Here is a 13,850-nt window from a genome sequence, read left to right as displayed (position 1 = left end):
TGCTCCTTCGACTGTGGGGTTGCCTGGCAGTGACGGCACTGCTTGCGGCGTGGAGCCCATAGTAGGGAGGCATGGATATTCTTAAAAATACTATTTAAGAATGTTTATATAACCAGAAGACATTATTTGGCGGGACAAGGGTTTGCGGGGATTTATATCTCCCAAACGCACGCAACCCCCTGTAGGAGCGAGCCTGCTCGCGATAGCGGTAGACCAATCAATGGTGATGTTGAATGTTCTGGCGCCATCGCGAGCAGGCTCGCTCCTACAGGTTTGGGCATCAATTGGAGGGTATGGAGGATTACCCAATCACCGGCGCGTGCGTCCAATCCAGCTGCCCGGCCGGTACCGGCCGCCCGAACCAGTAGCCCTGCCCCAGCTGGCTGCCATGCTCGAGCAGGAACGCCGCCTGCTCGGCCTGTTCAATACCTTCGGCGTGCACCTGCATGCCCATGCTTTGCGCCAGGGCGATGATCACCCGGACGATGGCCGCGTCGTCCTCGTCCCACGGCAATCCGGCGACGAAACCCTGATCGATTTTGAGCTTCTGCACCGGCAGGCGCTTGAGCCGCAGCAACGATGAATAGCCGGTGCCGAAGTCGTCGATGGCCAGCTGCACACCCAGTTCACGCAGGCGATACATCTGCTCCAGCGCCACTTCCGCATCTTCCATCACCGCGCTTTCGGTGACCTCCAGCTCCAGGCAGGCCGGATTCAACCCGGTTTCGTGCAGCACCCGCGCCACGTGCTCATACAGCTCGCGGCGAGCGAACAGGCGCGAGGAGATATTCACCGCGACAAACGCCAGCTCCACGCCGGCCTGCTGCCATTGGCACATTTGCCGACACGCCTGCTGCATCACCCAGGCGTCGATTTCGGCGATCAACCCGGTGCGTTCGGCAATTGGAATGAATTCCGCCGGCGACACCAGCCCCCGCTGCGGATGCTCCCAGCGCACCAGCGCTTCGACGCCAATCAATCGACTGGTGCGCAGGTCATGCACCGGCTGGTAGTAAACCCGCAGCTGCTGCTGGTCCAGTGCATGACGCAATTCGAACGAGGTCTCGACCCGCTGCTGGGCATGGGCAGTCAGCTCTTCGGTATAGAGCGCGTAATCATTGCGCCCGGCGCTCTTGGCCTTGAACAGCGCCGCATCGGCATTGCGCAGCAGTTGTTCGGCGCTCAAGGCATCGCTGGGGAACAGGCTGATGCCAATGCTGGCATTGATGAACAACTGATGCCCATCAACCGCAAACGCGTCCTTGAGCCCATCGAGGATGCGTCGTGCCAGCGCAGCGGCCTGCTCCGGCTGTGGACAACTTTCAGCCAGCACGGCGAACTCGTCGCCACTCAGTCGCGCCAGGGTGATGCCCGGACCGAACATGGCCTTCAGGCGCTCGGCGACCTCCTTGAGCAACTGGTCACCGATGGTGTGGCCGAGGCTGTCGTTGATCATCTTGAAGTGATCCAGATCGATCAACAGCAGTGCACAACCTCGCTTATGCATCTGCGCCGACGCCAGGGCCTGCTTCGCGCGATCGGTGAACAACAGGCGATTGGGCAAGTCGGTCAACGGATCGTGATGCGCCAGGTGCATCAGCTCCTGTTCGGAATTTTTGATCGCACTGATATCGGAGAACACCGCGACGAAATGGCTGCGCTGCCCCTGGTCGTCATGAATGACGCGGATGGTTTGCCACTGCGGATAGATTTCGCCGCTCTTGCGTCGATTCCAGATTTCTCCGCTCCACTGGCCTTCCCGGTCGAGGGTCGCGAACATCGCCTGGTAGAAATCCACCGAGTGGCGGCCGGACTTGAACAGGTTGGGTCGCTGGCCCAGCACCTCGTCGCGCTGATAACCGGTGATGCGCATGAAGGCCGGATTGACGTGAACGATCAGGCCCGCGCGATCGGTCACCAGCACCCCTTCACGGGTGCAATCGAAAACAGCGGCGGCCTGGCGCAAATACTCACGATCTTCGACATTATCGAGTGATTTTGGGCCGATCCCCAGACGACGCGCCAATCGCGCCCCGCTGATAAAGACAAACCCGGCGCTGAACAGCAGCCAGGCACAACCGTTGATCAGTTGCCATCGCGATAGCTCGGCGGAATTATCGAAGAAACTGTTCAATAAATAGCCACTGAGCAGTAGCCAGATCCCGGAAATCATCAGGTAGAACAACGTTGCACGCGTGGCAGCGCGATAGCCGGCAGACATAAGACGGTCCATGTCCTTACAGAAATGCCGGGATTATAAAGCAAAAGGGCCACTCTTATCTGAAAGGGCGACTGGTTTTCTCTGTGGGCATGGGGATAATGCAACGGCTGTTTTTTTCTTTATCGAGGGCCCTATAGCCTATGTGGTACGAAGGTTTTCTCGGCTTGTCGGCCTGGTCATTGGTCGCGGTCACCCTGCTGATGACCCACGTGACAATCGTCGCCGTCACGGTCTATCTGCACCGCTACTCAGCCCATCGCTCCCTTGAGCTCAATGCCGGCCTGAAACATTTCTTCCGCTTCTGGCTGTGGTTGACCACGGCGCAGAACACCCGCGAGTGGACGGCGATCCACCGCAAGCATCACGCCAAGTGCGAAACCGTCGACGACCCGCACAGCCCGGTGATCAAGGGCCTGTCCACGGTGCTGCGCAAAGGCGCCGAGCTGTACCGCGCCGAGGCGGAAAACGCCGAGACCCTGCGCATTTATGGCAAGAACTGCCCGGAAGACTGGATCGAGCGCAACCTCTACAGCCGCTACCCGCGACTGGGGGTGATGATCATGGGGGTCATCGACCTGCTGCTGTTCGGCACCATCGGCATCACCATCTGGGCCATCCAGATGATGTGGATTCCGGTCTGGGCCGCCGGCGTGGTCAATGGCCTGGGCCATGCCATCGGCTACCGCAACTTCGAGTGCCGCGATGCGGCGACCAATCTGGTGCCCTGGGGCATCCTGATCGGCGGTGAAGAACTGCACAACAACCATCACACCTACCCTAACTCGGCCAAGCTGTCGGTGAAGAAGTGGGAGTTCGATCTGGGCTGGGCCTGGATTCAAGTGTTCAGCTTCCTGCGCCTGGCCAAGGTCCAGCGGGTCGCGCCGATTGCCCACCGCGTCGAAGGCAAGGGCAACCTGGACATGGACACCGCGATGGCGATCCTCAACAACCGCTTCCAGATCATGGCCCAGTACCGCAAGCTGGTGATCGGGCCGCTGGTCAAGCAGGAACTGGCCAAGGTCGATCATTCGGTCCGTCACCAGTTCCGCCGCGCCAAGCGCCTGCTCTCGCGGGAAACCAGCCTGCTGGACGACCGCCACCACGTGCGCATCCAGACCATGCTCGAACACAGCCAGGCGCTGAAGGTCATCTACGAAAAACGCCTGGCCCTGCAGCAGATCTGGGTCAAGACCAGCTCCAACGGTCACGACATGCTCGCCGCCATCAAGGACTGGGTGCACGAGGCCGAGGCCAGCGGGATTCAGTCCCTGCGCGACTTCGCCGATCAGCTCAAAACCTACTCGCTGCGCCCTGCGGCCTGACACCTCAAAACTGTAGGAGCGAGCCTGCTCGCGATGAGGGACTGACATTCAACGCATAGGTTGATTGAAAGACCGCTATCGCGAGCAGGCTCGCTCCTACATGAGTCTGAGCGTCAACGATGCCGCCCGGCGCCTCGCCTCACAAAGCGGGAACTTCATCCCGCATCCCCTATCTCAAAGACACTTCGCCCCCCGGCGGGCGCACGCCCTTTGAGAGTTGTGCCGATGCTCAATAAAAACCCCAAAGACCTGCCCCCGGCGCAGTGGCCGGCAACCGCGCAGACCCTGCTGGCCCTCATGCAAGCCCAGAGCGAGGTAGCGCGCCCGAGCGAGCGCGAACAACTGCTCGACACCTTGCTGGCAAGCGTCAACGCGGTGCTCTGGGCCTTCAACTGGGATACCCGCCGGGTGCTGTACGTCAGCCCCGCCTATGAAAGGATTTTCGGCCACCGCGCCGACCGGCTGCTGGCCGACTGCAACCAATGGCGAGACAGCATCCACCCCGACGATCTGGACTACGCCGAGCGCAGCCTTGCCCAAGTGCTGGTCAAGGGCGAAGTTGAAGACCGCGAATACCGGATCGTCGACGCCGACGGTCGCCTGCGCTGGATCAGCGACAAATGCTTCATCAACCGCCAGGCCGAACCGGGCCAGCCGGTGATCATCGTCGGCATCGCTGAAGACATCACCGACAAGAAGCACATGGAAACCGAGCTGCATCGCCTGGCCACCACCGATGCCCTGACCCGCAGCAGCAATCGCCGGCATTTCTTCGAAGGCGCCCACGAAGAGTTCGAGCTGGCACGCAAACACGGCACCCCGCTGTCGTTCCTGATGCTGGACATCGATGACTTCAAAATGATCAACGACACCTACGGCCATCAGGCCGGCGACAACGTGCTGCAACGCATCGCCGACAGTGGCCGCGCGGCGCTGCGCCGGGGAGATCTGTTCGGGCGCATTGGTGGCGAGGAGTTCGCCGCGGTGTTCCCCGGCTGCACTCCCGAGATGGCGCTGCAAGTAGCCGAACGCCTGCAACGGGAGATCCAGAGCCTGAGCTTTGAGCATGACGGCCAGGTGTTCGGCATTACCGTCAGCCAGGGGCTGACCCGCCTGAGCGCAAAAGATGAAACCATCGAAAGCCTTTTCGCCCGTGCGGATGCGGCGATGTACCGGGCCAAGCGGGAGGGGAAGAACAGGATTGTCACGGGCTGACAGGCCTGACACATCCCCTGTAGGAGCGAGCCTGCTCGCGATGAGGGACTGACATTCAACATTGATGTTGGCTGTAAGACCGCTATCGCGAGCAGGCTCGCTCCTACAGGTTTTTTGTGAAGCCCTACTTGCGCATCCGCATCAGCTCCGGCAAACCGATCTTGAGCAGCCGCGCCGTCCGGCTTTTCGCCAGCTCCTCAACGCCCTCATGCTCCGTCAGCCGTGCCAGTTGCGCCGCCATGTTCATCACCAACGCTTCACGGGAATAAACCCCGCCACCGAGCTGATAGGCCGCGGCAATCAGCTGGCGCAACTCCAGCGGCAGACGCCAGCGGGTGCGCAGCGCCGAACCGTAGGCCGCGCCAAACTCGGCGAGTGCTTCGCCCACTTCTTCCTGATCGTCCAGTTGGCCACCGGCCTGCTTCCACTCCTGCAGGCAGCGCAACAGCGCCAAATCACCCAGGCGATGCAGCATGCCCGCGCAGTAGCAGCGCGCCTGATCCAGATCCAGCAGACGCGCCAGGGTTCGCGCGTACTCGGCGGTGTGCAGCGACAGCTCCCAGTAACGCTCGGCATAGTCGGCCAGGTGAGGATCGCTGAGCTTGGCGCTGCGCTTGAGGGCCAGCCCCAGGATCAGGTTCATGCTTTGGCCCGTACCCAATCGATGCAAGGCCTGGGACAGGGTCTGTACAGCCGCGCCATGGTGCTGGGCCGCGCTGTTGGCGGCAGCGATCAGCACGGCGGTGACCTGCGGGTCGGTGCGGATTTCGTCTTCCAGCTTGATGAGATCGAGGCCGTTGGGATTGAGGCTGCGTTTGACCGCCAACTGCACGTCCGTCATCAGCGGCGCGCCTTCCGCCAGTTCACGGCGTCGCTCCAGGTACACCGACAAGGTCATGCCCGGTGCCAGCGACGGCACCTCGCAGGCGACCTCCTCACCGGCATTGACCAGCAGGTCCTGCAGGCGGTGGGTCAGGCTTTCCATGTTCAGCGGTTTGGTCAGGTACGCGGCGGGTGCCAGCGGCAAGGCTTCGCGCACGCTGGCACTGTCGTTGCGGCTGCTCATCAGGATGAAGGGCAAGGGCGGGTTGCGTTTGCGCTGGCGCACGCTGCGCAACACATTCAGGCCATCGACGCCGGGCAATTCCCAGTCGGCGATCACCAGGTCATAGGGATTGGCTGCCAGCAACTCCAGCGCCTGCTGGCCATTGGCGCACAAATCCAGCCGCGCATCGCAGCGTACGTTCAACAACACTTCCTTGAGCAGATCCCGGGACCAGGGGTCGGCCTCGGCAATCAGCACTCTTGGAGCGGCGGGTAAAATGACAACTGTCATACAGCTCTCCCTGGCAATGCGGAAACCTTAGCCAATGCTGGCCATTCGATACAGTGAAAAAGCAACGGCAGCATTTGCCCGGGCATGAAAAAACCCGCCGAAGCGGGTTTTTTGTGAATCAGGTCACACTCGGCGATCAGAGTTCAGCGAAGCACTCTTCGATGATTGCCAGACCTTTGTCCAGTTGCTCGTCCGGCGAGGTCAGCGGTACCAGGACGCGCAGAACGTTGCCGTAGGTGCCGCAGGACAGCAGGATCAGACCTTTTTCGCGCGCCTTGGCCACCACGGCTGCAACAGCAGTCGGGTTTGGCTTGTGGCTGTCGCCGCCTTCGAACAGCTCGACCGCGATCATCGCGCCCAGGGCACGGACTTCGCCGATTACCGGGTACTTGGCCTGGATGGCCTTCAGGCCGGTGACCAGACGCTCGCCGACTGCCTTGCAGCGGTCCAGCAGGTTTTCTTCTTCGAACACTTCCATCACGGCCAGGGCCGCGGCGCAAGCGATCGGGCTACCAGCGTAGGTGCCGCCCAGGCCGCCTGGAGCGATGGCGTCCATGTATTCGGCCTTGCCGCACACACCGGCCAGCGGGAAGCCGCCAGCGATGGATTTGGCGAAGGTGGTCAGGTCGGCAGCAACGCCCATCTGTTCCATGGCGAAGAAAGTGCCGGTACGGCCAGCGCCAGTCTGTACTTCGTCAGCGATCAGCAGGATGCCGTGCTGGTCGCACAGGGCACGCAGACGCTTCATGAATTCTTTCGGAGCGACGTAGAAACCACCTTCGCCCTGAACCGGCTCGAGGATGATCGCGGCGATGTCTTTCGGCTCGGCGTCGTTCTTGAAGATGCGCTCGATGGAAGCGATCGAATCGTCGATGCTCACGCCGTGCAGTTCGTTCGGGTACAGCGCGCGGAACACGCCGCCTGGCATCAGGCCCATGCCAGCGGAGTAAGGCACGACTTTACCGGTCAGGCCCAGGGTCATCATGGTGCGACCGTGGTAAGCGCCGGTGAAAGCGATCACGCCGGCACGGCCAGTGGCGGCGCGAGCGATCTTGATGGAGTTTTCAACGGCTTCGGAACCGGTGGTCACCAGCAGGGTTTTCTTGGCGAAATCACCTGGAACGCGAGCGTTGATTTTTTCGCACACTTCTACGTAAGGCTCGTAGGCCAGTACCTGGAAGCAGGTGTGGGTCAGCTTGTTCAGCTGCTCGGTCACGGCGGCGATGACTTTCGGGTGCACGTGGCCGGTGTTCAGTACAGCGATACCGCCAGCGAAGTCGATGAACTCACGACCTTCAACGTCGGTCACGGTGGCGTTCTTCGCGGAGTCAGCGAAGATCGGGTGAATCTGGCCAACACCACGTGGAACTGCTGCGGTACGGCGGGCCATCAAATCAGCGTTAGTCTTGCTCATTACATTCCTCATTCGCCGCTCATCGGTCGGCGTGGTTCAAGGATTAAGCGGCGGGGAACAACAGCGGCAGCATGCGATGATCGACTGCCACAGCGTTCCCGGCCACCGAGAAAATTCCGTTTGAAGCACGCAAAGGGTCAGCGCTCTCGTGCCCTTTGCGTTTGAAGCAATGCCTTGCCGGGAGCTTAGATGCCCAGGCAGAGGTATTTGATTTCCAGGTAATCTTCGATGCCGTACTTGGAGCCTTCACGGCCCAGGCCCGAAGCCTTGATGCCGCCGAAAGGCGCGACTTCGTTGGAGATCAGACCGGTGTTGACGCCGACCATGCCGTATTCCAGGGCTTCAGCCACACGGAACACACGGCCCAGGTCACGAGCGTAGAAGTACGAGGCCAGACCGAACTCGGTGTCGTTGGACATCGCGATCACTTCGGCTTCGTCTTTGAAGCGGAACAGCGGCGCCAGTGGACCGAAGGTTTCTTCCTTGGCCACGGCAGCGTTGCTCGGAACGTTGGTCAGGATGGTCGGCTCGAAGAAGTTGCCTTCCATCGGCTTGCCACCGGCCAGTACGGTCGCGCCTTTGCTCAGGGCGTCGGCGATGTGCTCTTGCACCTTGGCCACGGCTTTTTCGTCGATCAGCGGGCCAGTGGTGGTGCCTTCTTCCAGACCGTTACCGATCTTCAGCTTGGCCACGGCCACTTTCAGCTTCTCGGCGAACGCGTCGTAGACACCGTCCTGGATGTACAGGCGGTTGGCGCAAACGCAGGTCTGGCCGTTGTTGCGGTACTTGGAAATGATCGCGCCTTCGACGGCCTTATCCAGGTCCGCGTCGTCGAACACGATGAACGGCGCGTTGCCGCCCAGTTCCAGGGAGACTTTCTTGATGTCCTTGGCGCATTCGGCCATCAGTTGACGACCGATTTCGGTCGAACCGGTGAAGGACAGCTTGCGAACGATCGGGTTGCTGGTCAGCTCGGTACCGATGTCGCCGGCGCTGCCGGTGACAACGCTGAACACGCCAGCCGGGATACCGGCACGCTGAGCCAGCTCAGCCAGGGCCAGAGCGGAGAACGGGGTTTGCGAAGCAGGCTTGAGCACCATGGTGCAACCGGCGGCCAGGGCCGGGCCGGCTTTACGGGTGATCATCGCGGCAGGGAAGTTCCACGGAGTGATCGCTGCGGTCACGCCGATTGGCTGCTTGATCACGATCAGGCGCTTGTCAGGCTGGTGGCCAGGAATCACGTCACCGTAGATGCGCTTGGCTTCTTCGGCGAACCACTCGATGAAGGAAGCGGCGTAAACGATTTCGCCCTTGGCTTCGGCCAGTGGCTTGCCTTGTTCCAGGGTCATCAGGCGAGCCAGGTCTTCCTGGTTCTCGATCATCAGTTCGAACCAGCGACGCAGTTTGCCCGCACGCTCTTTGGCGGTCAGTGCACGCCAGGCCGGCAGCGCTTTATCAGCAGCTTCAATGGCACGGCGGGTTTCGGCAGCGCCCATTTTCGGCACGGAGCCCAGAATTTCGCCCGTTGCCGGGTTGTTGACCTTGATGGTCAGACCATTGTCCGCATCGACCCAAGCGCCATTGACGAAGGCTTGCTGGCGGAACAACTGGGTATCTTTAAGCTGCATGTCGGCTTTCCTTAACAGCACCGCACGGGGCGGAGCAATTTTGTGATTGTCGAAAGGCGCCTTCTAAGGCTGCCGTCAGGGAAATCATTCACCGGGCTGAAGCACATAAATAGCGCACGTATTGGATTCGTGCGGTTCAGCACCCAGACAAGAGCGTTTGAAATCTCAAACGAATCCTAGGATCAAAGGGGGTAAAGGACAATAGGGCGTTCAAAAAAAAGAACGAAAAGCGCTTTTTTGCTGCGTTTTTCTGATCAACGTAGCAGGCACGCGTTACAGCTTTAAAAAAACGCAAGCGATTCAGCAGCATGGACGCCTGCCATGCATATGAGTATCATGGCGCCCGCTGCACCAGTAGCTCAGCTGGATAGAGTACTGCCCTCCGAAGGCAGGGGTCGTGGGTTCGAATCCCGCCTGGTGCGCCATACGCAAAAACGAGAAAGCCCCGGACCGCAAGGTTCGGGGCTTTTTTGTGCTCTGAGTTCGGCCGGGATCTTGCGGGCCAGGGCTACAAGCCTCAAGTCTCCCCTGCTGGCCCGGAGCGCGGGAAAGACATCACCGCATCGCCGGACGGATTCGGAAACCAAACGACTGGTTCCGCTGAAGCTTATCTACTTGCCTTTGTAACCCCCATCGAATTTGATTCGAACCCGCTGGAGGAAAAAAGTCGCTCCAACGCTTCGGGCAGTCGACTTGAAACCAATAAAAGGAAAGGCCGCCAAGGGTGGCCGGGGGATGCACGGATGACGCAAGGCTATCCAAAACCGTGGCAAAGCTATCAAAAGCAGCTTGAGTTGCTGATGGCTCGAGGGATGGCTGTGACTGATCCGCCTAAAGCGCTGGAGTTTCTGGAACGTATCGGATACTACCGCCTCAGCGGTTACTGGTTTGCCTTTCGCGAGCGTACCGAACTCTGCTGTCCCGTCATTCGGCAGGGCGCAAAGAGACCCACCAAGACCAAGCCTACTCGCATTCCGCTCGACAACTTCAAGCCTGGTACGACTTTCCAGAATGCAGTCGATCTGTACGTCTTCGATAAAAAGTTGCGGCTGTTGGTCATGGATGCCCTGGAGCGCATTGAAATCGCTTTACGGGTAGATATTTCGCACGGGCTGGGCAAACACGAAAAGTTTGCTTACTTACGACCGGAGTTGTTCCATGAAAGCTTCTCCACCCAGCTGGATGGGCAAACCGGCCTGACCAAACACCATGTCTGGCTTGGTAAACACGCCGCGTTGATCAATCGCTCGAACGAAGACTTTATTCGCCACAACAAGGAAAAGTACGGCCTTCCATTGGCGGTCTGGGTGGCGTGTGAGGTTTGGGATTTCGGCACGCTTTCGATGCTTTACGCCGGCATGACTGAGGCTGATCAGGATGCTATTTCGCAGGAATATGGCATCAGCAACGGCAGAATTTTCGCGAGTTGGCTGCGCAGCCTGAATTACCTGAGGAATGTCTGCGCCCATCATAGTCGTCTGTGGAACCGAAATATCGTTGATCAGCCGAAGCTGCCACCCAAGGAGCAGACGCCAGCGTTTTCAGCTTTCCATGATGACCCACATCGTCGCGCTCGCCCCTTCATGCTTTTGTGCATCACCCAGCACCTGATGAAGGTTATTAACCCATCGTCGAGTTGGGGAAAGCGCATGAAGGCATTGCTGGAGAACGATTTTCCCAATCTAGCGCATCTGGGTCTCAGACTAGACGGGATGGGATGGGAATCGACCAAGACTGGCAGAAACGCGACTGGTAAACAGAAAGTTTCAGGCAATAAAAAACCCCTGAGCAATCTCTGCGCCGAAGCGCATCAACCGACAGGGGCCGTGTTGCTGGCGATTATAAAGGCTGGGGACACCTCGTCAATCACCCCGCCATACGCAAGAACGAGAAAGCCCCGGACCGCAAGGTTCGGGGCTTTTTTGTTGCCACTGGCCCCCGTCAGATCCGGAAGCTGCCCACCAATTGCTTCAAGCGGCTGGCCTGCTGTTCCAGATCCGAGCAGGCACGCAAAGTGGACTGCAGGTTCTCCAGGCCTTCCTGGTTCAGCATGTTGATCTCGTTAATGTCCATGTTGATCGAGTCAACCACGGCGGTCTGCTCTTCCGTGGCGGTAGCCACCGACTGGTTCATGCCGTCGATTTCGCCGATACGCTGGGTCACGCTGCCCAGGCGTTCGCCCGCCTGGTTGGCGATCGACACGCTGTCCTGGCTGTGGCGCTGGCTTTCGCCCATGGTGTTGACCGATTCGCGGGCGCCGATTTGCAGTTCCTCGATCATGTTCTGCACTTGCTGCGCCGATTCCTGGGTGCGATGGGCCAGGTTGCGCACTTCGTCGGCGACCACGGCAAAACCACGCCCTGCCTCGCCGGCACGCGCCGCTTCGATGGCAGCGTTGAGCGCCAGCAAGTTGGTTTGCTGGGAGATGCTGGTGATCACTTCGAGGATCTGACCGATGTTCACCGTCTTGCTGTTCAGCGTTTCGATGTGCGAACTGGAGGTGACGATCAGGTCCGACAGGCGGTTCATTGCCTGGATGCTGCGATCGACCACTTGCTGGCCTTCTTCGGCCAGGTGGCGGGCGGAGCTGGCCTGTTGTGAAGCCTGCGCGGCGTTGTGTGCGATTTCCTGAGCGGCGGCTCCCAGTTGATTGATCGCGGCGGCAACGCTGTTGGTGCGATTGGACTGCTCGTCGGAATTGACCATCGACGAGTTCGAGGCGCTCACCACACGCAGGGCAACTTCGTTGACCTGCTCGGTGGCCGACGACACTTCGCGGATAGAGGTATGAATACGTTCCACGAAGCGGTTGAAGGCGTTGCCGAGAATGCCGAACTCATCCTGGGTATGAATGGCCAGGCGCTTGGTCAGATCACCCTCACCTTCGGCGATATCTTCCATGGCGCGGCTCATGGCCTGCAGTGGTTGCAGCAGCAGGCGAATCAACATGCCCAGCAGGGCAATGATGAAGACCACGGCGAACACTGTGGCTACCACCGCCGAAGAACGGAATTCGCTGAGTCTGGAGAAAGCCTTGTCCTTGTCGATGGACAGGCCGATGTACCAGTTCACCGAAGGCAGGCCCTTGATCGGGGCGAAAGTAACGAGGCGGGTCTGGCCATTGGCCTGGACTTCAGTCAGCTCGCTGTTGATCCGTGGCGTACCCTGCGGGAACAGATCACTCAGGCTCTTCATCTGCATGTTTTTGTCGGGGTGGACCAGCACCTTGCCATCGGAGCTGACCATGAACGCGTAACCCGCTCCGCCCAGATCCAGCTTGTTGATGATGTCGACCAGCGCACCGAAACTCACGTCACCGCCAATCACCCCGACGGTCTGCCCTGACTTGCGGATAGCGGCGACCATCGAGACCACCAGCGTGTTGGTGGCCATTTCGACGTACGGCTCGGTCATGGCGAGGTTACTGCTGGCCTCGGCCAGCTTGTACCAGGGGCGAGTGCGCGCATCGTAACCGTCGGGCATCTTCGCATCAGGCAGGATGGCGAATTCGCCTTTGGCGGTCGCGACGTAGGTGCTGGGGAAGCTCGATACCAGGGTTTTCTGTGCCATCAACGTGGTGATGCTGGCCATCTCCGGGTTCAACGCCGCGTTTTGCGCCAGGTTTTCGATCAGCAAGGTGCGACCGTCAAACCAGTTCTTGATGTTGGCCGCCGTGACTTCGCCCATTTCATGGAGGTTGTTTTCCAGATCCTTGCGGATGGCGTTGCGCTGCAGGTAGTCGTTGTACAACGTGAATAGCGTGAAGGCGGCTACCACGATCAGCGACGCCGCGAGCAGGATCTTGTGGCTGAATCGGAGGTTTTTATTCATAACGGGTCGTGTCCACGAAGGCGTTATTGGTGATTGGCACGAGCTATATCAATAGCTTCGGCACTGTATCGACCGCTTGAATAAGATATTGAACAGGTTTGTTTGTTTTTCTATACGCGAAGCGACGCCATGCCATATGACAGAAACGAAAAAGCCTCAGACCCAATGGATCTGAGGCTTTTTGTTGAGTGACGCCAAGCCGGCCTTTAGCGCACCAGAAAACCCAATATCACTTCCGTCACATGGGACAACCGCTCATTGAGCGCTTTGGGTGTCACCAGATCGCGCCCATGGATGGTCGACAGGGTGTGCTGGTTGGCCAGATAAAAGTAGGTCAGGCCGACCAGGGTGAAATACAGCTGGACCGGATCGACTCCGCCTCGAAACACCCCGTCTACCCGCCCCTGCTCCAGAATCCTGCCCAAGCTATCCACCAGCGATGAACGAATCTCCGGCAATCGTGCCGAGGTCGCCAGGTACCGGGCGCGGTGCAGGTTTTCGTTGTTCACCAGGGCCATGAAATCGGGGTGTTCGTTGTAGTAACGCCACGAAAATTCGATCAGCCGGCGAATGGCGTCCATTGGCTTCAGGCTTTCCAGATCGAGTTCACGCTCGGCCTGGCGCAACTCCAGGTAGCCCTCTTCCAGCACGCAAAGAAACAGTTCCTCCTTGCTGGCGTAGTAGTAGTAAATCAGGCGTTTATCGACGCCGGCACGCTCGGCAATGTCTTCCAGCCGGGCGCCTTCGAGCCCTTGCTCGGCAAATACCGAGCGGGCTGCCAAAAGGATGGTTTGCTGCGAACGCTTGGCATTGCGCGAACGCTTGCCCTGGGTTGCTTCGTTGGTTGAGTCGGCCATGAGCGAGAAAGTGGTCGAGATCCTGA

The 13,850-nt window shown here is 59.5% G+C and carries 9 protein-coding genes, 1 tRNA gene and 2 pseudogenes; 5 read left to right on the top strand and 7 right to left on the bottom strand.

Annotated elements, in window-relative coordinates; translation table 11 throughout:
* Positions 1-301: 301 nt before the first annotated feature.
* Positions 302-2,221 (bottom strand): phosphodiesterase DibA, encoded by a 1,920-nt coding sequence (dibA, locus tag DKY63_RS20650; RefSeq protein WP_110965773.1) that lies wholly within the window; start codon positions 2,219-2,221, stop codon positions 302-304.
* Positions 2,222-2,361: 140 nt separating this feature from the next.
* Between dibA and desA the strand changes: the two genes are divergently transcribed.
* Positions 2,362-3,543: a delta-9 fatty acid desaturase DesA gene (gene desA, locus DKY63_RS20645; RefSeq protein WP_110965772.1), complete on the top strand. Its 1,182-nt coding sequence runs from the start codon at positions 2,362-2,364 to the stop codon at positions 3,541-3,543.
* A gap of 225 nt (positions 3,544-3,768) precedes the next feature.
* Positions 3,769-4,758, top strand: a complete 990-nt coding sequence (locus DKY63_RS20640) for a sensor domain-containing diguanylate cyclase (RefSeq protein ID WP_110965771.1) — start codon at positions 3,769-3,771, stop codon at positions 4,756-4,758.
* A gap of 124 nt (positions 4,759-4,882) precedes the next feature.
* On the opposite strand, the gene DKY63_RS20630 is transcribed toward DKY63_RS20640, so the two are convergent.
* From DKY63_RS20630 to gabD, 3 genes are all read right to left on the bottom strand, one after another.
* Positions 4,883-6,094 carry an HDOD domain-containing protein gene (locus DKY63_RS20630; protein WP_110965770.1) on the bottom strand — a complete coding sequence of 404 codons (1,212 nt, stop codon included), beginning with the start codon at positions 6,092-6,094 and terminating at the stop codon, positions 4,883-4,885.
* Between the two features lie 136 nt (positions 6,095-6,230).
* On the bottom strand, positions 6,231-7,508 hold the full coding sequence (gene gabT, locus DKY63_RS20625) for a 4-aminobutyrate--2-oxoglutarate transaminase (RefSeq protein WP_110965769.1): 1,278 nt from the start codon (positions 7,506-7,508) through the stop codon (positions 6,231-6,233).
* Between the two features lie 185 nt (positions 7,509-7,693).
* Positions 7,694-9,136, bottom strand: a complete 1,443-nt coding sequence (gene gabD, locus DKY63_RS20620) for an NADP-dependent succinate-semialdehyde dehydrogenase (protein WP_110965768.1) — start codon at positions 9,134-9,136, stop codon at positions 7,694-7,696.
* A 348-nt stretch (positions 9,137-9,484) separates the two neighbouring features.
* Between gabD and DKY63_RS20615 the strand changes: the two genes are divergently transcribed.
* From DKY63_RS20615 to DKY63_RS20610, 3 genes and pseudogenes are all read left to right on the top strand, one after another.
* Positions 9,485-9,561, top strand: a tRNA-Arg gene (locus tag DKY63_RS20615).
* Between the two features lie 61 nt (positions 9,562-9,622).
* A pseudogene (locus DKY63_RS32960) lies at positions 9,623-9,717 on the top strand (restriction endonuclease); the annotation flags it as partial.
* Positions 9,718-9,879: 162 nt separating this feature from the next.
* Positions 9,880-11,193 carry an Abi family protein gene (locus DKY63_RS20610; RefSeq protein WP_110965767.1) on the top strand — a complete coding sequence of 438 codons (1,314 nt, stop codon included), beginning with the start codon at positions 9,880-9,882 and terminating at the stop codon, positions 11,191-11,193.
* Here the strand turns inward: DKY63_RS20610 and DKY63_RS33135 are convergent.
* The 3 genes and pseudogenes from DKY63_RS33135 to DKY63_RS20600 form a co-directional block, all read right to left on the bottom strand.
* Entirely contained in the window at positions 11,078-11,842 is a 765-nt protein-coding gene (locus tag DKY63_RS33135; protein ID WP_430523162.1) for a methyl-accepting chemotaxis protein, read from the bottom strand. The two genes, DKY63_RS20610 and DKY63_RS33135, sit on opposite strands and share 116 nt — an antisense overlap.
* Before the next feature lie 93 nt (positions 11,843-11,935).
* Positions 11,936-12,823: pseudogene (locus DKY63_RS33130) on the bottom strand (HAMP domain-containing protein); the annotation flags it as partial.
* Between the two features lie 350 nt (positions 12,824-13,173).
* Positions 13,174-13,824, bottom strand: a complete 651-nt coding sequence (locus DKY63_RS20600; protein ID WP_110965765.1) for a TetR/AcrR family transcriptional regulator — start codon at positions 13,822-13,824, stop codon at positions 13,174-13,176.
* Positions 13,825-13,850 lie beyond the last annotated feature (26 nt).

Origin of the sequence: Pseudomonas putida (assembly GCF_003228315.1) — a bacterium.
Taxonomy (GTDB): Bacteria; Pseudomonadota; Gammaproteobacteria; order Pseudomonadales; family Pseudomonadaceae; genus Aquipseudomonas; species Aquipseudomonas putida_S.
The sequence above is the reverse complement of the archived record's forward strand: the minus strand, read 5'-3'. Positions and strand labels throughout refer to the sequence as shown.

Bases quoted from the DNA above. Each gene is read 5' to 3' on its own strand.
- dibA (WP_110965773.1), bottom strand. From the start codon at position 2,221: ATGTCTGCCGGCTATCGCGCTGCCACGCGTGCAACGTTGTTCTACCTG.
- desA (WP_110965772.1), top strand. From the start codon at position 2,362: ATGTGGTACGAAGGTTTTCTCGGCTTGTCGGCCTGGTCATTGGTCGCG.
- DKY63_RS20640 (WP_110965771.1), top strand. From the start codon at position 3,769: ATGCTCAATAAAAACCCCAAAGACCTGCCCCCGGCGCAGTGGCCGGCA.
- DKY63_RS20630 (WP_110965770.1), bottom strand. From the start codon at position 6,094: ATGACAGTTGTCATTTTACCCGCCGCTCCAAGAGTGCTGATTGCCGAG.
- gabT (WP_110965769.1), bottom strand. From the start codon at position 7,508: ATGAGCAAGACTAACGCTGATTTGATGGCCCGCCGTACCGCAGCAGTT.
- gabD (WP_110965768.1), bottom strand. From the start codon at position 9,136: ATGCAGCTTAAAGATACCCAGTTGTTCCGCCAGCAAGCCTTCGTCAAT.
- DKY63_RS20610 (WP_110965767.1), top strand. From the start codon at position 9,880: ATGACGCAAGGCTATCCAAAACCGTGGCAAAGCTATCAAAAGCAGCTT.
- DKY63_RS33135 (WP_430523162.1), bottom strand. From the start codon at position 11,842: ATGGTCAATTCCGACGAGCAGTCCAATCGCACCAACAGCGTTGCCGCC.
- DKY63_RS20600 (WP_110965765.1), bottom strand. From the start codon at position 13,824: ATGGCCGACTCAACCAACGAAGCAACCCAGGGCAAGCGTTCGCGCAAT.